Consider the following 19,021-nt stretch of genomic DNA (forward strand, 5'->3'; position numbering starts at 1 on the left):
CTGATGCGCTTATTGCCATTGGAGGTGGATCGGGCACGCTCTCGGAAATAGCTATGGCATGGGCGCACGGAAGACTCATTCTTGGATATCGGGTGGATGGCTGGAGTGGTGAGTTTGCGGATCAACGCGTTGATTCACGTATCCGTTATCCGGATATTCTTGATGATCGAGTATATGGTGTATCTTCGAAAGAAGAGGCACTCAAATACCTGAATCTGATCCCATTGTATAACACGCGATCATCCGGTATAAAATGGAGAAAATGAGACCCTGCATTCCTTGATCGTGCCTCAAATCTGCTATAAACAATATCTATTTCTCAAAGAGACGGATTATTTTGCAATGAAGCCGGAGGAACAAGTCCACCTGGCGTTCGATTCTCTTCAAGGAGACCCGAAAGAGATACGCCGGGTGCTTGCAGGTGCACCCACACTACCCTAGTGATCCCCACTCGCCTTATCGGATTAAAACGCTCTGAATTCTCAAAAAGCTTTGAACAAAAGGAAAAGAGCCTCAGGCGAGATTTGAACTCGCGACCTCGTCCTTACCAAGGACGCGCTCTGCCGGCTGAGCCACTGAGGCACTGGTGCATCATACATGTCGGCAGGCAACGTATAAAACACTACTGAAACGGGATGAGAGAATGGGAGTGTTTCCCCGGATTCCGGGCCCGTGAACGCGGGCGTTACCGGTGCAGGCCGAGGCGGTCGATGCTCGCAAGCACGCCGTCCAGCGTCCCGACCTCGATGACCGGGATTGCGGAATTTTTCGAAACGGCCGTTAAAACCTTCGTGAAATCGATCGTCCCGTCACCGACAGCCACATGGGAATCTTCCGTGCCGTCGTTGTCATGGAGGTGGAAATGGGAAATCGGGCACTCGAGAAACGCATCGAGGCAGCCGTTCAGGTGCGCATGGCCGACGTCGAGGGCAAGGCCCAGCCCGCCGATAAGAGGGAGCTCATCGGGGGAGCGGAGAAAGAAATAGTGCCATTCCGGCATGTTTTCGACAAAAAACGTGATCCCGCACTCCTCCGCATACCGTGTCAGTTCGCCGAGCGACTGCTGCATCTGCCCGATGGCCGCCTCCCGTTCCTGCACCCATGTGTAGTAGCCCGGGTGGATGACGACATCCGCATCGACCTCGCCCGCCACGGTAAATGCCTGTCCGATTACCTCGACGCTCGCCCGCCGGATCGGCTCGAGCGTGCTCGCAATATTCACGCCCCGGGCCGGAGCGTGAAGAAAATACTCGAACGAATAGCTTTCGAGCGGCTCCGCCGTCGCACAGAAGTGGCAGCCGTCGTCCATGATCTCGACGATGCCGGTCACCGGGACAAGCAGTTCGAGGGCTTTTTCGAGCGGTTCGTGGCTGAGGCAATGGGTTGACACGCCGAACATGAAGAATTGATACCCCTGAACAGCACAAAAATCTGCCGGAGCGGCATCCGCGATGCCGATTTCGCGCTATTGCGCCTTTCGGGACGGTGAATTTCCCTCAGCCGCACGGCCGGACCGGGAAATCCCCCTGCTGACCGGTACTTTTTCACCTGACACGATGAGATTCTTTCCGGTGATGGGGGATGAAGCTTGAATATTTCAGGATATCGGATATCGCCAGGCGGACAGGCATTCCGGAAGAGACCGTCTGTGACTATGCGGACATCTACGACGAATTCCTGACCTGGGGTGATGACGGAAGGGAGCGGCTGTATACACCGGACGTGCTGTATATCATCGGGATCATCCACGGCATGGCTACGGAGGGAACAGCACCGGACGACATCCGGGCCGAACTCGACCGGCGGTTTCCCCAGATCCGGGAAGACCGCTGCCGTGAGGAGAAAACGACGACCTGTCCGGCGGACTAAAAAAAAGAGGGGAGAACCGGTTACCGCGTATGGATGTCCATCTGCGGGAACGGAATTTCGATGCCTTCCTCGCGGAAACGCTCGTCAATCCGGAAATTGATATGATCCTGGACGTCCCACGCCATGTTGAAGGCCTTCGCCCAGATTACCATGGTATAATTCAGGCTCGATTCCCCGTGTTCGAGAAAGTATACGCTGGGTGCGGGGTCGTCGAGAATATACTCCTCGGTCGCTGCCGCATGAGTGGCGATCTCCATGAGCAGGTTCTTCACCCGTCGCACATCGCTCCCGTATGCGACGGAAACGGGAATCTTCACCTTCAGTTTTACATCCGGCATGGCGTAGTTCGTGACGATGGAGTTGGCGATCTTCGAGTTCGGGATCGTCAGGAGCTGGTAGTCAAGCGTTTTTATCCGGGTGCTTCGCGGCCCGATGCTGAGAACATCCCCGAGATTCCCGTCGATTTTTACCCGGTCCCCGACTTTGAAGGGCTTGTCGACGAGGATGAGCGCACCCCCGAAGAAATTCGAGATCAGGTCCTGTGCGGCGAGGGCGATTGCCAGCCCGAAGATGCCTGCTCCGGCAACGAGCGGGGTGATATCGATTTCGAGGTAGGAAAGCACCAGCAAAAACGCGATAAACCAGATAATATACCGCGCTGTCGCCTCGAGGATCCCGATGATTTTGTCATCCAGATCGCTCTCGGTGTGGGCCGCCAGCCACCGCCCGTAGAGAGCGATGAAATTCTGTATAAATGACGAGATTACCCACGCTCCGAGCACCAGGAACATGGAGACCAGGTACCGGCTGTCCGTGAGCCAGTCGTACCCCTCCGGAAGATCCGTCACCGCGATGCCGATGTACAGCGATATGGTGAGAATCGCGATAATCAGCGGTTTTCCAAACGCAAGAACGATGATATCATCCAGACTTGATTCCGTCATATCCGCCCGGGCCGAAAGCCAGCGGTATACCTGATAGGAGATAATGGACAGGAAAATACCTGCCATCAGTATGATGGCACCGAGCCACACCTCTGCCATGACAGGAATATTGGCGTGGCGTGGTCATAAAGCCACGGTGGAGGCATCGTACATGCCGTAGATCCAGACGATGATGTACAGCGGAATGCCGATGATCACGGACGACAATGCCGCAAAAAGGACGGTAAGCACGAACAGTGCAATTGCCCTGAGAAGCTGTCCCGTAGAGAACTGTCCGAGGCCGGGAATGAAGAACGACAGGACCAGCGCAACCAGGGGGAAGCCATGCCTTCACCATGGCCCGGCACGGCACTACATGTGATTGCGGATCCGTCTCCGGCGGCCGGAAACCGGTGCCCGTGTCGGCATGCTTATGCATTCTGCAGTGCGATGTACCTGAGAACTCCATGCCCCGCGGAAACGAGATCATTGCAGCACTGCACGAAACACTGGACCGAACCATTACCGTCATGCATATCTGCGGCACCCACGAGGCGTCCATATCCCGGTCGGGTCTCCGGAGTGTCCTCCCCGACGGCCTGAAGATCGTCATGGGCCCCGGCTGCCCGGTTTGTATCACCCCGCAGGGGGAGATCGATGCAACGCTCGACCTTGCCGGGAAAGGATGTATCATCGCAACATACGGGGACCTCCTGAGAGTGCCCGGCTCACGGGGATCGATCGAATCGTGCGGGGGCGATGTCCGCGTCGTACAGGGCATCCACAAGGCAGTCGAAATCGCCGAAAAAACGGACGAAGAGGTCGTCTTCATCTCGGTCGGCTTCGAGACGACGGCACCGACGGTGGCCGCGGCAATCGTCCGGGACCCTCCGGAGAACTTCAGCATTCTCAGCTGCCACCGCCTCGTTCCGCCGGCGATGAAATGGCTCCTCGAACAGGGCGAGGCGAAACTCGACGGATTTCTTCTTCCGGGGCACGTGTGTGTCGTCAACGGGTACGAAGAGTATGAAGCGTTCCCGGTTCCGCAGGTGGTTGCGGGTTTCGAGCCCGAGGACATCCTGCTTGCGCTGCTCATGATCGTCAGGCAGGTCAAAGACGGCAGGCACGAGGTCGAAAACGCCTATCCGCGTGCCGTGTGCCGCGAAGGGAATGCAAAGGCGAAAGAGCTCATGCACCGTGTCTTCGAGCCCTGCGATGTGGAATGGCGCGGATTCCCCGTCATACCGAAATCCGGTCTGAAACTCCGGCCCGAGTACGCCCGGTACGATGCTCAGAAAAAGTTTGATCTGGAAATCAGGCACGTGGACAAGCATTCGGCGTGCATCTGCGACAGGGTGCTCCGCGGGATTGCAAGTCCCACCGACTGCATACTCTTCGGAAAGGTCTGCACGCCGAGAAAACCCGTCGGCCCCTGCATGGTGAGCCACGAAGGGGCTTGCAAGATCTGGCACCTCTACCAGCGAGAGCGGTGAGCGCCGGAATCTCCATCGTTTGTCTTTTTATACCGCGAGAACACATAGTAGAGAAGAGTCCCGGTAGGGTAGTGGATATCCTGAGAGCCTCCGGAGCTTTCGACCCGGGTTCAAGTCCCGGCCGGGGCGTCGAAACGGAAGGATTATTTCCCTCCATCTTTTTTACGTCATCAAAATCTTTTGCACTGCTTTTCCTATCGACGATAGTTCGCGGTTCACAGAGGGCGGAAGTGAGGTGTGATGCGGGCATCGGGCCGCTCGCGGTGATTTCATCGTATGCAATGGCAGTACACCCGGGAGATCCCGGCCCAGCCGCGACTGCCGTGCAATCCGGATGAACGTATCATTTTCGTGTAGTATTAACACTGAAAATTACCCCCCATTTATTATCCGAATAACAACCGGTTGACGTCATCCGGGGCTTTGTCGTTACACGGAAACATGGGAAAAGGGATTGGTTTCTGTTTAATACGAATTCCTCATCATCGGCACGCCGGCGGATTTTCCCGGCAGATACATACGGAAGTCAGGCGCCCTCTCGCCTTCCCATCCCGTGGAACTGCCGTTTCAGCTCTTCGGGCCGGCGTTCCATGCATTTTTCGCTGGTTGTCATGCTCTTCATCGCATTCATCAGGTGCTCGCCGATCCGCAGGGTGACGTCCGTGCGCAGGCTCAGTTCAAGCAGGCGGATGAGGCGCCGGAAGGTGTCCACGCTTCCCGAGAGGTACCTGAATTCCTCGATCAGTTCGACATCCGCACCGGCCCGCCGTGCAATCTCGACTTCCTGCTCGATCTGCACTTTCTGGTTCAGGATGTACTCGATTGCGTCGAAGAGTTCCCGGTGGGTGGTCGGCAGAAGAATATAGTCCTCGATGAGGCGGCCGTACTGCTGGATTTCGGCCGGCGTCAGGTGCTTGCCCGTGTGCATAGCGACCGCAATATCGCGTGTTTCGGGGTCGTCCTTGATCATCCGGAGCGTCTCCCACCCGTTCAGGGGCCGCATCTTCACGTCAAGAAGGATCAGGTCGGGTTTCATCTCCTTCAGGAGCCGGAGGCACTCCTCACCGCTGCCGGCGCCGATCGGGTGATACCCTCCCCGCTCGAGCATTGCCGTCAGTACGTCGACGACCATCGGTGAATCATTCACTACCAGTACGGTATACACGCGTCCCCTCCCCCTGATCCACGGTGTACTACCGGCGACTTATTGCACGACCGGAACTACGATGACATTCCATTCCCCTGGGACAATATAATACAATGCTTGGCACTCGGGGGGAGAGCCCGAATCCCCTGACAGCGCCGGGCGGGGATTATATGTCGGGTTTGCCCTTCAGGGCTTCGACGAGGAGCCTGATACCCGCTTCAATATCGGCGGTATCCACCACTTCGACCGGCGAATGAATATAGCGTGTTGCCACCGAGAGCGGAATGCTCGGGATGCCGCCACGCACGAGGTGGATAATAGTCGCATCCGTATTGCCGCCCGTCCCCACCTCCAGCTGATACGGGATGCCGTTTTGCTCGGCAGTCTCCCTGAGCCATGCAATCATCTTCTGGTGGGCAAGAAGTCCGCGGCCCATCGCACTGACCAGCACGAGCACCGGCCCCTTGCCCATCTCGACGGAGGCTTCCTTCTTCGTGACGCCCGGATGATCGCCGGGGATGGTGACATCCGTGGCGATGGCGCAGTCGGGATTGAGGGAGAAGGCGCTGACCTTCGCGCCTTTGAGCCCGACTTCCTCCTGCACCGTGAAAACGCCGTAGATGGTATGCGGAGACCGGACGGTCTTCAGCGTCCGTATCAGGAGTGCGACACCCACCCGGTTGTCAAACGCCTTCCCGGTGAGCCGCCCGTTCGCGAGCTCGGCGCATTCGCGGTCGAGGGTTACGGGGGTACCGATCTCGATGCCCATCGAGGCCGCATCGTCTGCGCTTGTTGCCCCGATATCGATGAACATATCCTCGATCTTGATCTCCTTCTTTCGCTCCTCGGGATCCATCACATGCGGGGGTTTTGCCCCGATAACGCCGGAAATCCGCCCTTTGGTGCCGTGGAGGATAACCCGCTGGGTAAAGAGGACCGGCCCGAACCATCCGCCGATGGGCACGAATTTCAGGAATCCGTTCTCGTCGATATACTGGACCATCAGGCCGATTTCGTCCATATGGGACGCGATCATGATGGAAAAGTCATCACCCTTCTTCACGGCGATGAGGTTCCCCATCGAGTCTTCGCGCAGTTCGTCCACGTGGCCCTGCAGCTCGTCGCGAATAATCCGGTTGAGGCTGCCTTCGAAGCCCGATACGCCGTGGGCGTCGGCAAGTTTTTTCAGAAGTTCCCTGACCATGCTACTTCCTCATAACGTACCGAACCGGTCGAGCGCCCGCCGGAGATTCTCGCGGGAAGTCGCATAGCTCAGGCGTGCGTAATCGGGTGCATTGTTTCCGAACGCACTTCCCGGGACAATCAGGAGGCCCTTTGCGACTGCTTCCTGTATGCGGTCGCGTTCTATCGGCAGGAAGACATAAAATGCGCCCTCAGGCCGGGGAAACGAATACCCGAGTGCGGAAAGCCCGTCGTAGAAGAGGTCGCGCCGTGCCCGGTACTCTTCGCGCATGGCGGCGACCGGGGACTGGTCCCCCGCATAGGCGGCCACCGCCGCATACTGGGCGATGGACGTGGCGCATGCCTGGCAGTACTGGTGAACCTTGAGGCATGCATCGATATACTCTTTCGGTGCGGCGAGATACCCGATCCGCCAGCCCGTCATCGCGTATGTCTTGCTGGTCGCATTGATGGTAATGACGTCCTCGCCGAACCGTGCTGCGCTGAAATGACGGGACTCGTAAATGAAGTGCTCGTAGACTTCATCGCTGATGACCGTAACGTGCCGGTCCTGCGCATATTCGACCAGTGCACGGATGGTGGATTCGGGTTCGACCATGCCGGTCGGGTTCGAGGGAGAGTTCAGGACAAAGATCCTCGCCCCGTCCATCCGCTCCTTTGCCGCCTCGACATCAAGGTGAAGCGTGTCGTCGAGCGGGACAGCCACCGGCCGCCCCCCTGCGATGGAGGCGAGCGGTGCATACGAGACGAACCCGGGATCCGGCACCAGAACGCGGTCGCCCTCGTTCACCAGCGCCAGCATCGCGAGGTGCAGCGCCTCGCTCCCCCCGGCCGTGACGAGTATCCGGTCGGGACCACAGGAGAGGCCGTTTTCGCGCTCCAGTTTATCGGCAATTGCGGTCCGCAGTTCGGGTATGCCCGCATTGGGGGTATATCCCGTTTTTCCCTCCCTGATTGCCCTGATCGCAGCTTCCTTGATATGATCCGGCGTGTCGAAATCCGGCTGGCCGATGCCCAGATTGACCGCGTCCGGCCCTCCCGCATCGAAGAGTTTCCGTATACCCGACTCGGCGATACCGTCGATCCGCCGGGCACAGTGGTATGTTTCCATGAACCTGTATCCCCCTTACTCGATGTTCGCATGACGGTCTTTCAGATCCTCGATGTCACAGTGGGTAATCTCCATCAGCGCCGAGATCATCGCGTCGGCAAAGACCATGGCGGCAGTCTCGAAGAGCGTGCCGAGGGGCGCAAACGATTTGTGTTCGCCGGTCATCTGGCGGATTTCGAACTCGGCGGATTCATCCTCCACATCGTCACGCTGATTTTCGATAATCACGACACAGTCCGCAATGCGGCCCATGCGGGACTCTTTTTTCGAGGTGACGAGGCACAGACGCCCCCCGATCTCCTTTGCCTTTTCCGAGAGTTCCGCAACGGTTTTCGTCTCCCCCGATCCCGAAAAAGCGACAAGCGTATCTCCTTCTCGCATGGCAGGAGTGATTGTTTCGCCCACGACATAGGACTGCAGCCCGAGGTGCATCAGGCGCATCGCGAACGATTTGGCAACGAGACCGGAACGGCCGGCTCCCAGCACGTAGATCCGCCGTGCAGCGAGAAGTTCCTTTAAAAACTGTTCAATCTCATCGTCGGAGAGCAGGTCGGCGGTCGAACGGATTTTCGAGGCCATCAACCGCATCATCTCCTGGACACTGTAACATCCGTTCATACGTGGCTTAGGATACGAGAAGATACTACTTGAGAATATCGTTTGCCGGGCCGGAAAAACACGGGCAAACCGGGGAGACCCTGCGGCTGTCGCTTCCGAAACATATTTTTTGGTCGGGTCTCTATTTTCGCATATGCCTGCATGCCGCGACTGCCTGTATTACGAGCCGAAAACCGAAAAGACGGGGATCTGCACCATCAACGGCCCGACGGAAGGGGACCGCGACAGCGGACGCTGCCCCTCCCGGACGTTCCGCCCGAACAACTGAGATCCGGCAGACCGGGTGATTCGGGGAGTAAACACTAATACATCCCCGGCGAAAGGATTTATTACCCGAACCGGGGTGCTTTCCCTGTCCCTGTCTCCGTACTATTCAGCAGACGGCGTACTCTTATACCTCGGGGACTGCACTGCCTGCCTTGCCGGACTGCCGCCCGCATCCGTCGACCTGATCTTCGCGGATCCGCCGTATAATCTTTCAAACGGCGGCTTCACGTGCCATGCGGGACAGCGGGCGCCCGTCGACAAAGGACCATGGGATGTCAGCAGGGGAATTTCCGAGGATTTTGCCTTTCATACAACATGGATTAAAGCGTGCCAACGCGTGCTGAAAGATAACGGGAGCATCTGGATCAGCGGGACGTACCATTCCGTATATGCCTGCGGATACGCTCTCCAGCAGGCGGGCTATCAGATCTTAAACGACATCTGCTGGTTCAAGCCCAATGCACCCCCGAACCTGAGCAGGCGGTACTTTACCGCGAGCCACGAAACGCTGATCTGGGCACGGAAAAATCCGCAGGGCAGGCATACCTTTCAGTATGACCTGATGAAGGACGGGGACTGGGACTCGGATCCGCTGAAAAAACCCGGGAAGCAGATGCGGTCCGTCTGGAGCATTCCGGCGCCGAAACCCGCGGAAAAACGGTGGGGAAAACACCCCACGCAGAAGCCGCTTGCCCTGCTGTCCCGTATTATCGCCGCTTCATCGGAAGAGGGCGACACGGTGCTCGATCCGTTCACCGGCAGTTCGACGACAGGGATTGCGGCACGCCTGATGAACCGGCGGTTTATCGGGATCGACACGGATAGCGACTACCTCGACCTCTCGGTGAAGAGGTTCGACGATTTCCGGGAGACAGGGGTCAAATCCGGGCACAGAAAATAAAAAAAGCGGGATGATTCTTCCGCAGAAGCTCATTTCTTTTGTTTTTCGATCTCCTCTTCGACTTCGCGGTATCCCTGCTCGTAGAAGGACTCCTCGTCGGGAGCCAGTTCCTTGAGAAGGCGGAGAAATTCTCCGGCATGCACCTTTTCTTCATCCGCGATGTCGCGGAGCACTTCCTGCGCGAGCACATTATCCGTCGATTCGGCGAGCTGGACGTACATCTGGACGGCTTCAAATTCCGCCGCCACCATGAAGCGAATCGCACGGATGAGTTCTTCGTGGGTTACTTTGCGGTCGTGTGCAAGACCTGAAAACGGGTTTCCGAAATCCGGCATATTATCTCCTCCTGTATACTGTATCTTCCTTATCGTCCTTTCACAAATATATTTCGAAACCCGGGGGAAGAATGCGATCAATTCTCTTATCCGTTCCCGGGCCAAATCCTATGTCCGGGAACACCATGTCGCACGGATCACACGATACGGCGGATGCAACCGCCGCAGAACTCTGCGAATCAATTGGCCTGAAAGCAGGAGATGTCGTCGACATCCGAAAACTCAGGGCCCTTTGCGAGACGCACGGTATTGATGCCTACCTCTACTGGGAGGAGGATCTTGCACGGGAGGGCGACCTCGAACGCGATATCCGGGACTATGCCGGAATTCCCGAGGAGAACAGGCCGTTCATCCATATCGAGGGTTTTATACGATTTTTTACGGAAACATATGCCATGTTCCCGAAGAGCACCGACGAACTGTTCGAGGCGATTCCCCTGCGGATCACGATTCTGTCGTGCGGCAGGCGGACGTCGGCCGGGAGAAAGGCATACGTTATCGGGCTGATGCCGTTTCTCGATGAAATAGACGTCTGATCCTGTCCTCACCTTTCCTGCTGCAGCCTTCCCGCGGCCTTCAGAAAGGCGTCAATCCGGCGGTGGTCCTTGACACCGGGACGGATTTCGACCCCGGAACAGACGTCGACCGCATACGGCCCGACCGCGGCAATCGCATCGGCAACGTTGTCGGGGGTGAGGCCGCCGGCGAGAATGACCGGGACGCGGGATGTCCGCACCAGACGGATCGCCGCCACCGGGTCATAGCACTGCCCCCGACCGTGGCTCTCGTCAAGAATCACCGCGTCACAGTCCGCGGGAACCGTGTCATTGCTCCTGATAACCCGGAGTATCCGGCAGCCGCGGCGGGGTACGGGGAAGGGGTGCGAGATCTGCACGGCATCGGGCCGGAGTGAAAGGATATCGTCAAGATCGGACTCGCGCTCTGTATGTGTCACGGCAACGGTCGTCGTCAGGGGCCCGACGGCATCGAAAATCTCTCCGGCATATTCGAGCGGCACCGACCGCACCGATACCTCGTCGCTGCAGACGACGACCCCGATCGCATCAGTCCCGGCCGCCTCTGCCGCACGCGCATCGTCGGCACGGGTGATCCCGCAGATTTTAACCCGCATGTGCTCCCTCGCGTGTCCGGTCGTTCATATACTACCTATTCCTCCTCCCGCTACTTGATACCCGTTCCCGTCAAAGAAGCAAAATAGAGGCATGCACCATTATCTGGCATGCAGATGCGTTTCGGGGGCGCCTGGATGTCCGGCGCACACAACGAGGTGATTGGTGTTGCCAATCCGGCGACCGGGGAGCTGCTGGACTCTGTTCCGCTCGGCTGTGCGGAGGATGTCGACGCCGCCGTCGCCGCCGCAGATGAGGCATGGCCCGGCTGGACGGAGATACCGCCCCGCGAACGGGGCAGACGGCTGACCGCCGCGGCAGAGAAAATCCGGGAGCAGGCGGACACCCTCGCCCGGCTGTTGACGAGGGAGCAGGGCAAACCGCTTGCCGAGGCGCTGAATGAGATTTGGGGGGCGGCAAATGTATTTGAGTACTATGCATCCATCGCCGGCACGCTGGCGGGAACGGCGGCGCCGATCCCCGGGTATGGGTATGCAACCGTCGTCAGACAGCCTCTCGGTATCTGCGCCGCCATCATCCCATGGAACATGCCGGCCCTGATCCTCGCGTGGAAACTGGGGCCCGCCCTGCTCGCCGGCAATGCGATGGTCGTCAAGCCTTCGCAGACAACTCCCCTCACCGCGCTCTGTCTCGCCGCAATCGTCGAAGATGCCTGCGGGGTACCCGGAGTGGTCAATATCGTCACCGGCACGGGCAGCGAGGCGGGAGAAGCGCTGGTGGCGCATCCGGGTATCCGGCATGTCTCGTTCACGGGGCAGACCGAAACGGGGAGGCGGGTTGCGGCACGGGCTTCCGGCGAACTCAAGGGGGTGACGCTCGAACTGGGCGGCAGCGATCCGATGATCGTCTGCAGGGATGCGAATATTGATGCAGCGGTTGCGGGCGCTCTCCGGGGGCGGTTTTACAATTGCGGCCAGACCTGCACCGCGGTCAAGCGCCTCTATGTGGATGGGCCGGTGTACGATGTTTTTCTCAGGAAACTGGCGGCCGGGGCCGAAGCCCTGAAGGTGGGAAACGGCATGGATTCCGCGACCACGATGGGACCGATGCACCGTGCGGGCGACCGCGATCGGCTTCTCTCCCTGATCGAATCCCTGCGGGAGGAGAATCGTGCGCGGGTGCTGACGGGCGGCTCGATTCCGCCCGGGGCAAACCCTGCGGGCCATTTCTTGGAGCCGGCGATCCTGATCGATCCGGATCCCGCATCTGCAGTCATGACGGAAGAGATCTTTGGTCCCGTACTTCCCGTCGTCCGTGTCGACGGCATCGATGAGGCGATAGAATGCGCGAACGCGAGCCGGTACGGCCTCGGGGCGTCGGTCTGGACCCGGGATCTTGCGACCGCCGCCCATGTCGCCGGACAGGTCCGGTGCGGGGTGTTCTGGGTCAACCAGCACCTCAGTCTCCCTCCTGACGTGCCCTTCGGCGGCGTGGGTGCGAGCGGTATCGGGCGGGAGAACGGCCCCGATGCTCCCGACCGGTACAGGGAGACGAAAACGATCCTTGTCAGGCCATAGCGGAGGCCGATGATGACGGAAAACCATGCCTTTTTGCAGATCCTTTCGTGGAATGTCAACGGACTGCGGGCCGTTGTAAAAAAAGGGTTCGCCGATATACTTGCCCGGATACAGCCCGATATCGTGTGCATCCAGGAGACGAAACTGCAGGAGAACCAGATACCCGGGGAAATTGCACGGCTTCCCGGATACCGGGCCTACTTCTCATCCGCTGAAAAAAAGGGCTATAGCGGGGTGGCACTCTTCACCCGCCGTGAACCGGAGGAGGTGTCGTACGGGTTCGGGATCGATCGTTTCGATACCGAAGGGCGGATCCTGATAGCACGATACCCGGGGTTTGATCTCATGAATATCTATTTCCCGAACGGCAAGATGTCACGAGAACGACTGGCATATAAGATGGATTTCTACGAAGCCTGCCGGGCCGAGGCGGTCAGGCGTCTCCGGGACGGACGGCACGTCATCATCTGCGGGGATGTGAACACGGCGCACACGGAGTTCGATATCGCACGCCCGAAAGAGAATGAAAAACGATCCGGATTTCTTCCGGAGGAGCGGGCATGGATCGACAGCCTCCTTGAAAGTGGATTTGTGGATACCTTCCGGATGTTCTCCCCCGAAGGAGGGCAGTATACCTGGTGGGACCTGAAAACACGGGCCCGGGAACGCAATGTGGGATGGAGAATCGATTATTTTTTTGTCGATGCATCCTTCTCGTCCCGTGTCCGCGACAGCCGCATCCTCGATACCGTCATGGGATCGGACCACTGTCCCATCCTGCTTGAGGTCGGTGAGGAGCCATGACCGTACCTCCTCCCTCCATTGGCGATCCGCGCCGCAGGCAGTCGATACGTCCCGGGATGACGGTTGACGTCGTACAGAAAAAAGATCAGCGGAGCGGCGCCACGACCCGCGGCACGGTCGCAGCCATCCTCACCAATTCCCCCTTCCACCCGCACGGCATCAAGGTCAGGCTCGCCGACGGGACCGTCGGGAGGGTCCGGACACTCTACCCCGGCACGGTGTAGGGCGGAGAAGCATCCGACGTTTTTTTAATGCATCCGTCCAATGCCGTGATACGCAAGACTGCTACACCCGCAGCCGGTGCGGAGGAGATGTGATGTGGACCTGCAGATTGCACTGATGCTGTTCATCCTCGGGGTGACGGTGGTTCTCTTCGTCACCGAAGCGTTGCGGGTCGATGTGATTGCACTGCTGGTCATGATCTCACTCGCGTGGCTCGGCCTGGTCTCCCCGGCAACCGCCTTCTCAGGACTTGCGTCAAATGCCGTCCTGTCGGTGATAGCCGTCATGGTGCTCGGGTACGGGATCGACAGGTCCGGCATTATGAACCGCGTCGCCTGGAAGATCGTCGAGGTGGCGGGCACCGGCGAAAAACGGCTGACCGCTATTTCTTCGGCTGTTGTCGGGATTGTCTCGGCATTCATGCAGAATATCGGATCGGCGGCCCTGTTTCTTCCCGCATTGCTGAGGATTTCCCGTAATACCGGAACACCCCCGTCCCGGCTGCTTATGCCGATGGGATTTGCAGCGATTCTCGGCGGCACGATCACCATGGTCGGGTCCAGTCCGCTCATCCTGCTCAACGATCTGCTCCGGCAGTCCGGGCTTGAGCCGTTCGGTTTTTTTTCCGTAACACCCATCGGGCTGTGCCTCCTTGCCGCGGGCATCCTGTACTTTCTTGTTCTCGGGCACTCGGTATTGCCTGCGGCAGAATCCTCCGGGGTTGTCCGGCACCCGCAGCGCGAACTGATCGAGACATGGCAGCTCCCCTCCTATATCCATACCTACACCATTCTGGATGACAGCACCCTCATCGGGCGCACCCGCGAAGAGATTCCGCTGCAGAACCGGTATCACCTCAGTCTGCTGGCAATCGCGGAAAAAGGAGACATTCTCTATGCACCCTGGCGATTCACTCCCTTCTCCGCCGGGCAGGCGCTTATCCTGCTCGGCACTGCGGATGATGCCCGGTCATTTGCCCGTGATTTCGGCTGTGCACAGAAATACGAACCGCAGATACTGCCGGGTGACGAGGACGCCGCGGGTTTTGCCGAACTCCTGGTCCGCCCCCGGGCGGGGATCACAGGGAAAACGTTCCGGGATCTCACATTCCGGAAAAAATACGGACTGGAACCCCTCGTCCTGATGAAGGGCGATCGCGAGGAACGGGAAACAATGTCTGATATTCCTCTCACTCCCGGCGACACGATCGTCGTCTACGGGTCGTGGACCCGCATCAGGGCAATCGGTGCCGACCCGAATTTCGTGCTGGTCACCCCGGTCGAAGGGGATGGTATCCGCCCCTCCAAAGCGACGTTCGCCATCCTCTGTTTCAGCGGCGGCATACTGCTGACACTGACGGGAGTCCCGATAGCGCTCGGGCTCCTCTCCGGTGCCCTCGCCATGATCCTGCTGGGTGTGCTCTCGATCGACGAGGCGTACCGCTCAATCGACTGGCGGACGATCTTTCTCCTCGCAGGCCTCATCCCTCTCGGCGCCGCCATGGACTCCACCGGAACCGCCGCTTTTATGGCGGACTGGCTGGCAGTCATCACCGGCGGCAGCCCCGCGATCATCGTTCTGCTGGCGGTCGCCCTGCTTACGACGTTTCTCACCCTGTTCATGTCAAACGTGGCGGCGACGGTTCTCCTCGTGCCGCTGGTGATCCTCATCGGCGAGGGATCCGGCATCGATCCCCGGGCACTCGCATTGCTGGTGGGGATCTGTGCCTCGAACTCATTCATGCTCCCCACCCATCAGGTCAACGCTTTTCTCATGTCGCCCGGCGGGTACCATAATTACGATTATTTCCGGGCGGGGGGGCTGATGTCAGTGGTTTTCATCGTGGTGGCCGTCGGTCTGATTTATATATTATATCTCTGAATAGCTAAATGCCTGAAAGGGCGCAACCGGTGGTTACAATGTTCGTCCAGCAGTTTTTCATACCGGGAATCGCACACAGCTCCTATCTCATCGCCGGTGAGACGCAGTGTGCCGTCGTGGATCCGAGCCGCGACATCGACCGCTACCTCAGAGCGGCACGGGATCTCGGGCTTCCCATCTCCCATGTCCTCGAGACCCATCTCCATGCGGATTTCGTATCGGGCCATATCGAGCTTGCCGAAAAAACAGGGGCTGCCATCTACGCGCCTGCCGAGGGTCACTGCACCTTTCCCCACACGCCGGTCCGCACCGGTACGACATTCGACATCGATCGCATGACCTTCTCCGTTGCGGATACCCCGGGGCACACCCCCGATTGCGTCGTCTACGTGGTCACCGATCATGCCCGGGGCGACGGGCCGGCGGTCGTCTTTACCGGCGACACCCTCTTCGTCGGGGATGTCGGCCGCCCCGATCTCTTTCCCGGCAGGGCGAAGGAGCTGTCGCACCTGCTCTTTGAGAGCCTCCGGCATGCCCTCCTCACCCTGCCGGACGACTGCCTTGTCTATCCGGCCCATGGCGCCGGGTCCCTCTGCGGCCGTGCCATGGGGGCGATGCGGGAAAGCACTATCGGGTACGAACGGGCCAACAATCCGGCACTCGCCATCGACGATCCTGAGGTGTTTGCGGAGACCCTGACCTCCGATATGCCGCCTGCACCGGATCATTTCTCCCGGTGCAGCGAGATCAACCGGCATGGTGCGCCGCCTCTTTCCGCATTCCCCGCCGTGCCGCCACTCCCGCCGCATGAATTCGCGGAGAAGAGGGGAGACGGAAACACCGTGGTGCTGGGCATCCGCGACTATGCGGGCTTCGGCGGGCTGCACATCCCCGGCAGCTACCATATCGACATCGGCGGCAATTTCTCCACCTTCGCCGGGTGGGTCATTCCTCCCGACAAGGACATCCTGCTCGTGACGGACAATCCCCTGCAGGTGCCCGATGCGGCGGTGATGCTCCGGCGTGTCGGGCTCGACCGCATCGCCGGCTATCTCGCCGGCGGAACGCATGCATGGGTGACGGCGGGGTACGCGGCGGATCATGTGCACCAGCTCTCCCCCGCGGAGGTGCATGCCAGACTGCGGGACCCGGGTGTCGTGCTCGTGGATGTACGGACCCCCGCGGAATTTGCAGAAGGGCATGTGCCGGGTGCCGTCAATATCCTGGCGATGGACCTGCGCACCCGGCATACCGACCTTGACCCTGCGGCTCCGGTGATCGTGATGTGCCGGACCGGCCACCGGTCGAGCCTTGCGAGCAGCCTGCTGAAACAGCAGGGCTTTCGCGATGTCTCCAATGCCGCGGGGGGCATCACCGGCTATATCGCCGGCGGTTTCATGACCGGTAGCAAGGAAAAAACGGGGTGATATGGTATGGACTGGACTCCGTATCTGGCGGGAGCGGGCATCGGTGTTTTAAGCTGGCTTACCTTCCTGCTCTCGAACAAACCGCTCGGCTGTTCGACCGCGTTTGCACAGACATTCGGCATGATAGAATCCGCTATTCGGCCTGCCTCCCGGGAGAAACCCTACTGGAAGAAAGTGCTCCCCGCCATCGAATGGCAGTGGATGCTGGTATTCGGCATCATTATCGGCGCTTTTCTGTCGTCGGTGATTGCCGGGGAGTTCGCGCTCCTATGGGTCCCCTCCGTTTTCGGCGATGCGTTCGGGTACGATACGTCGTTTCGAATCGCCGTTGCCCTCATCGGAGGCATCCTGATGGGGCTCGGCGCCCGGTGGGCGGGCGGGTGCACGAGCGGACATGGGATTTCAGGATCCCTGCAGCTTGCCGTCGCAAGCTGGATTGCTGCGATCTGCTTCTTCATAGGCGGCATCGCCGCGGCGACGATCACCTACGGGGTGCTGGTCTGAGGGGGGTTGACGATGTTCGAATCACTGCAGAAAAATCCAAAAATCCAGCTCATTCTCGGCCTGTTTATGGGGATCGCCTTCGGTTTCCTTCTCCAGACCGGAGGGGTGACCGATTATAACATTATCATCGGGCAGCTGCTGCTCACTGACTTTACCGTCGTAAAAGTGATGCTGGCGGCAGTGCTGGTCGGGATGCCCGGCATCTACCTGATGAGGGAATGGGGCTGGGTGACCCTGCATGTCAGATCGGGAGCGATCGGCTCGACGGTCATCGGGGGCCTGATCTTCGGCCTCGGTTTCGGTACCCTCGGGTACTGTCCCGGCACCGTGGCAGGAGCGGTCGGCCAGGGGGCGCTCGACGCCCTTGTCGGCGGTGTTCCCGGGATCCTTGTCGGCACCGGCCTCTTTGCCGCCCTGTATCCGGTGCTCGGCGAAAAAATCCTGGAAAAAGGGCCGTTTCCGGCAGACACCATCCCGGAACTGCTCGGGGTGAACCCCTGGATGGTCGTCATCCCCGTGGCTGCCCTCATCGTCGCCTGCCTTGCGGGGCTTGAATATCTCGGGCTCTGACGGACGATACCGGCGGGTAGGTACCGGGGCCGGCGCGGCCCCGGACATCCCTCCCAAAAAAGGGCCAAGCGAAACGCCGCTGCACAAAAAAATTATTTTCCCTGGTAAATGCGAAGCGCTTCGTCAACGCCCGCATTGTCCATGGTGATCGCGGAGATTGCGTTGCACATCCGGACCGCCTCGTCAAGCGGCTTCTGGTGGATGTTCCTGCCCGTCGCGTTTCCGGACGCTCCGCCGATATGGATCTGCTCGTGGAGCTGTTTGAGGAATTTTGCCGCATCCACGCTGGATCCGCCTGCACATACCACTTTCGTGCGGCCGGCCGCCTGCGTCACCTCGGTGATCAGGTCGGCGGTGGATTTTCCGTCTTTCTTCGGTGCGTTCACCTTGACGAAATCGCTGCCCAGTACCGCGGCAGCTCCCGCCGCACCGGCAATCAGGTGCGGATCCTTTTCGTCTTTGACCGCCGTCCCCCGCGGATATATCCAGAGCACCGTCACGAGGCCGTGTTTATGGGCTTTGTGGACGACCTGTGCCGCCTGGGCAAGCATCTCGTCTTCGAATTCGCTGCCGAGATAGATCGTATACCCGACGCCAGCGATCTTAAGGCCCGTCTCCTCGCGGAACTCCACGACCTGCTTCACCTTCACGAGGGCGGTGCTGAAGGGATCCTTCTGGGCCGTCTTGACGAGATGGGTCTTCGAATTGATCTTGACCAGATACGGAATATCCGGGTAATCCATCCCGTACCGCGCAATGAGGCCGAGCTGCGTCGCAAAAACCCCGATCCTGCCCTGGTCCGCGATCCTGAACAGGTGCTCCGGATCGGCGTCGTCGGGATGGATACCCTCACCGTAAAAATCGTCGTTGAGGTGCTCCATCTTCTGGTCGCCGGCAAAGAGCATCAGCCGCCCCGTCCCCTGCGTTATCAGCTGGTAATTCTCACGATACATCTCCCGGTAGTCCTCGGGGACGTCAAGCGGCACTTTTACTTCGGATTGCACAGTCATTCACTCCCATCTGTCTGGTACTTCGATAATCTCAACACGGATACATAAATCTTATGCGATTTCGTGCG

General features: G+C 59.2%; 21 protein-coding genes, 2 tRNA genes and 1 pseudogene. 13 read left to right on the top strand and 11 right to left on the bottom strand.

The window, feature by feature from the left end; translation table 11 throughout:
* Positions 1-266, top strand: a pseudogene (locus tag APR53_03590).
* A gap of 243 nt (positions 267-509) precedes the next feature.
* On the opposite strand, the gene APR53_03595 reads toward APR53_03590, so the two are convergent.
* Both APR53_03595 and APR53_03600 read right to left on the bottom strand, forming a co-directional pair.
* Positions 510-582, bottom strand: a tRNA-Thr gene (locus APR53_03595).
* A gap of 103 nt (positions 583-685) precedes the next feature.
* Entirely contained in the window at positions 686-1,399 is a 714-nt protein-coding gene (locus APR53_03600; protein KQC04146.1) for a xylose isomerase, read from the bottom strand.
* A 182-nt stretch (positions 1,400-1,581) separates the two neighbouring features.
* Here APR53_03600 and APR53_03605 point away from each other — a divergent pair, with 182 nt between their 5' ends.
* Complete coding sequence (locus tag APR53_03605) at positions 1,582-1,869, top strand: hypothetical protein (protein KQC04147.1); 288 nt, start codon at positions 1,582-1,584, stop codon at positions 1,867-1,869.
* A 20-nt stretch (positions 1,870-1,889) separates the two neighbouring features.
* Here APR53_03605 and APR53_03610 read toward each other — a convergent pair whose 3' ends face one another.
* Together APR53_03610 and APR53_03615 are read right to left on the bottom strand one after the other, a co-directional pair.
* The gene (locus tag APR53_03610) at positions 1,890-2,912 is read right to left on the bottom strand and encodes a mechanosensitive ion channel protein MscS (GenBank protein ID KQC04148.1); all 1,023 of its coding nucleotides are present in this window, start codon (positions 2,910-2,912) and stop codon (positions 1,890-1,892) included.
* A 24-nt stretch (positions 2,913-2,936) separates the two neighbouring features.
* On the bottom strand, positions 2,937-3,128 hold the full coding sequence (locus tag APR53_03615; GenBank protein KQC04149.1) for a hypothetical protein: 192 nt from the start codon (positions 3,126-3,128) through the stop codon (positions 2,937-2,939).
* Between the two features lie 131 nt (positions 3,129-3,259).
* Here APR53_03615 and APR53_03620 point away from each other — a divergent pair, with 131 nt between their 5' ends.
* Both APR53_03620 and APR53_03625 read left to right on the top strand, forming a co-directional pair.
* Complete coding sequence (locus APR53_03620) at positions 3,260-4,285, top strand: hydrogenase assembly protein HupF (protein ID KQC04182.1); 1,026 nt, start codon at positions 3,260-3,262, stop codon at positions 4,283-4,285.
* Positions 4,286-4,342: 57 nt separating this feature from the next.
* Positions 4,343-4,414 (top strand) — tRNA-Arg (locus APR53_03625).
* A 397-nt stretch (positions 4,415-4,811) separates the two neighbouring features.
* Here the strand turns inward: APR53_03625 and APR53_03630 are convergent.
* The 4 genes from APR53_03630 to APR53_03645 all read right to left on the bottom strand — a co-directional run bounded on the left by APR53_03630 (position 4,812) and on the right by APR53_03645 (position 8,364).
* The gene (locus APR53_03630; protein KQC04150.1) at positions 4,812-5,450 is read right to left on the bottom strand and encodes a two-component system response regulator; all 639 of its coding nucleotides are present in this window, start codon (positions 5,448-5,450) and stop codon (positions 4,812-4,814) included.
* Between the two features lie 148 nt (positions 5,451-5,598).
* Positions 5,599-6,636: a peptidase M42 gene (locus APR53_03635; GenBank protein ID KQC04151.1), complete on the bottom strand. Its 1,038-nt coding sequence runs from the start codon at positions 6,634-6,636 to the stop codon at positions 5,599-5,601.
* A gap of 9 nt (positions 6,637-6,645) precedes the next feature.
* Entirely contained in the window at positions 6,646-7,746 is a 1,101-nt protein-coding gene (locus APR53_03640) for an aspartate aminotransferase (GenBank protein KQC04152.1), read from the bottom strand.
* Between the two features lie 15 nt (positions 7,747-7,761).
* Positions 7,762-8,364, bottom strand: coding sequence for a 6-phospho 3-hexuloisomerase (locus tag APR53_03645; protein ID KQC04153.1), 603 nt, complete (start codon positions 8,362-8,364; stop codon positions 7,762-7,764).
* A 427-nt stretch (positions 8,365-8,791) separates the two neighbouring features.
* Between APR53_03645 and APR53_03650 the strand changes: the two genes are divergently transcribed.
* A complete protein-coding gene (locus APR53_03650) occupies positions 8,792-9,532 on the top strand; it encodes a DNA methylase N-4 (protein KQC04183.1) in 741 nt (246 codons plus the stop codon).
* Positions 9,533-9,561: 29 nt separating this feature from the next.
* Here APR53_03650 and APR53_03655 read toward each other — a convergent pair whose 3' ends face one another.
* Entirely contained in the window at positions 9,562-9,867 is a 306-nt protein-coding gene (locus APR53_03655; protein KQC04154.1) for a rubrerythrin, read from the bottom strand.
* A 125-nt stretch (positions 9,868-9,992) separates the two neighbouring features.
* On the opposite strand from APR53_03655, the gene APR53_03660 reads away from it, so the two are divergent.
* The gene (locus tag APR53_03660) at positions 9,993-10,403 is read left to right on the top strand and encodes a hypothetical protein (protein KQC04155.1); all 411 of its coding nucleotides are present in this window, start codon (positions 9,993-9,995) and stop codon (positions 10,401-10,403) included.
* Positions 10,404-10,411: 8 nt separating this feature from the next.
* Here the strand turns inward: APR53_03660 and APR53_03665 are convergent, their stop codons facing one another.
* Positions 10,412-10,999, bottom strand: coding sequence for an N-(5'-phosphoribosyl)anthranilate isomerase (locus tag APR53_03665; GenBank protein ID KQC04156.1), 588 nt, complete (start codon positions 10,997-10,999; stop codon positions 10,412-10,414).
* Between the two features lie 108 nt (positions 11,000-11,107).
* Between APR53_03665 and APR53_03670 the strand changes: the two genes are divergently transcribed.
* The 7 genes from APR53_03670 (at position 11,108) to APR53_03700 (ending at position 17,943) form a co-directional block, all read left to right on the top strand.
* Positions 11,108-12,535, top strand: a complete 1,428-nt coding sequence (locus tag APR53_03670) for an aldehyde dehydrogenase (protein KQC04157.1) — start codon at positions 11,108-11,110, stop codon at positions 12,533-12,535.
* Between the two features lie 12 nt (positions 12,536-12,547).
* Complete coding sequence (locus APR53_03675; protein ID KQC04184.1) at positions 12,548-13,339, top strand: exodeoxyribonuclease III; 792 nt, start codon at positions 12,548-12,550, stop codon at positions 13,337-13,339.
* Positions 13,336-13,563, top strand: coding sequence for a hypothetical protein (locus APR53_03680; GenBank protein ID KQC04158.1), 228 nt, complete (start codon positions 13,336-13,338; stop codon positions 13,561-13,563). Before APR53_03675 ends, APR53_03680 begins: the two co-directional genes overlap by 4 nt.
* Before the next feature lie 94 nt (positions 13,564-13,657).
* Complete coding sequence (locus APR53_03685) at positions 13,658-15,442, top strand: citrate transporter (GenBank protein ID KQC04159.1); 1,785 nt, start codon at positions 13,658-13,660, stop codon at positions 15,440-15,442.
* A 38-nt stretch (positions 15,443-15,480) separates the two neighbouring features.
* Positions 15,481-16,869 carry an MBL fold metallo-hydrolase gene (locus tag APR53_03690; GenBank protein ID KQC04160.1) on the top strand — a complete coding sequence of 463 codons (1,389 nt, stop codon included), beginning with the start codon at positions 15,481-15,483 and terminating at the stop codon, positions 16,867-16,869.
* 6 nt (positions 16,870-16,875) lie between these two features.
* Positions 16,876-17,373, top strand: coding sequence for a hypothetical protein (locus APR53_03695; GenBank protein KQC04161.1), 498 nt, complete (start codon positions 16,876-16,878; stop codon positions 17,371-17,373).
* A gap of 12 nt (positions 17,374-17,385) precedes the next feature.
* Complete coding sequence (locus APR53_03700) at positions 17,386-17,943, top strand: YeeE/YedE family protein (protein KQC04162.1); 558 nt, start codon at positions 17,386-17,388, stop codon at positions 17,941-17,943.
* Positions 17,944-18,035: 92 nt separating this feature from the next.
* On the opposite strand, the gene APR53_03705 is transcribed toward APR53_03700, so the two are convergent.
* Positions 18,036-18,953 carry an aldolase gene (locus APR53_03705; protein KQC04163.1) on the bottom strand — a complete coding sequence of 306 codons (918 nt, stop codon included), beginning with the start codon at positions 18,951-18,953 and terminating at the stop codon, positions 18,036-18,038.
* Between the last annotated feature and the right edge of the window lie 68 nt (positions 18,954-19,021).

Origin of the sequence: Methanoculleus sp. SDB (genome assembly GCA_001412355.1) — an archaeon.
In the GTDB taxonomy this organism is placed as follows: Archaea; Halobacteriota; Methanomicrobia; order Methanomicrobiales; family Methanomicrobiaceae; genus LKUD01.

Coding starts and splice junctions, on each gene's coding strand:
- APR53_03600 (KQC04146.1), bottom strand. CDS start 1,399: ATGTTCGGCGTGTCAACCCATTGCCTCAGCCACGAACCGCTCGAAAAA.
- APR53_03605 (KQC04147.1), top strand. CDS start 1,582: ATGAAGCTTGAATATTTCAGGATATCGGATATCGCCAGGCGGACAGGC.
- APR53_03610 (KQC04148.1), bottom strand. CDS start 2,912: ATGGCAGAGGTGTGGCTCGGTGCCATCATACTGATGGCAGGTATTTTC.
- APR53_03620 (KQC04182.1), top strand. CDS start 3,260: ATGCCCCGCGGAAACGAGATCATTGCAGCACTGCACGAAACACTGGAC.
- APR53_03635 (KQC04151.1), bottom strand. CDS start 6,636: ATGGTCAGGGAACTTCTGAAAAAACTTGCCGACGCCCACGGCGTATCG.
- APR53_03640 (KQC04152.1), bottom strand. CDS start 7,746: ATGGAAACATACCACTGTGCCCGGCGGATCGACGGTATCGCCGAGTCG.
- APR53_03645 (KQC04153.1), bottom strand. CDS start 8,364: ATGAACGGATGTTACAGTGTCCAGGAGATGATGCGGTTGATGGCCTCG.
- APR53_03655 (KQC04154.1), bottom strand. CDS start 9,867: ATGCCGGATTTCGGAAACCCGTTTTCAGGTCTTGCACACGACCGCAAA.
- APR53_03660 (KQC04155.1), top strand. CDS start 9,993: ATGTCGCACGGATCACACGATACGGCGGATGCAACCGCCGCAGAACTC.
- APR53_03665 (KQC04156.1), bottom strand. CDS start 10,999: ATGCGGGTTAAAATCTGCGGGATCACCCGTGCCGACGATGCGCGTGCG.
- APR53_03670 (KQC04157.1), top strand. CDS start 11,108: ATGCAGATGCGTTTCGGGGGCGCCTGGATGTCCGGCGCACACAACGAG.
- APR53_03675 (KQC04184.1), top strand. CDS start 12,548: ATGACGGAAAACCATGCCTTTTTGCAGATCCTTTCGTGGAATGTCAAC.
- APR53_03680 (KQC04158.1), top strand. CDS start 13,336: ATGACCGTACCTCCTCCCTCCATTGGCGATCCGCGCCGCAGGCAGTCG.
- APR53_03690 (KQC04160.1), top strand. CDS start 15,481: ATGTTCGTCCAGCAGTTTTTCATACCGGGAATCGCACACAGCTCCTAT.
- APR53_03695 (KQC04161.1), top strand. CDS start 16,876: ATGGACTGGACTCCGTATCTGGCGGGAGCGGGCATCGGTGTTTTAAGC.
- APR53_03700 (KQC04162.1), top strand. CDS start 17,386: ATGTTCGAATCACTGCAGAAAAATCCAAAAATCCAGCTCATTCTCGGC.
- APR53_03705 (KQC04163.1), bottom strand. CDS start 18,953: ATGACTGTGCAATCCGAAGTAAAAGTGCCGCTTGACGTCCCCGAGGAC.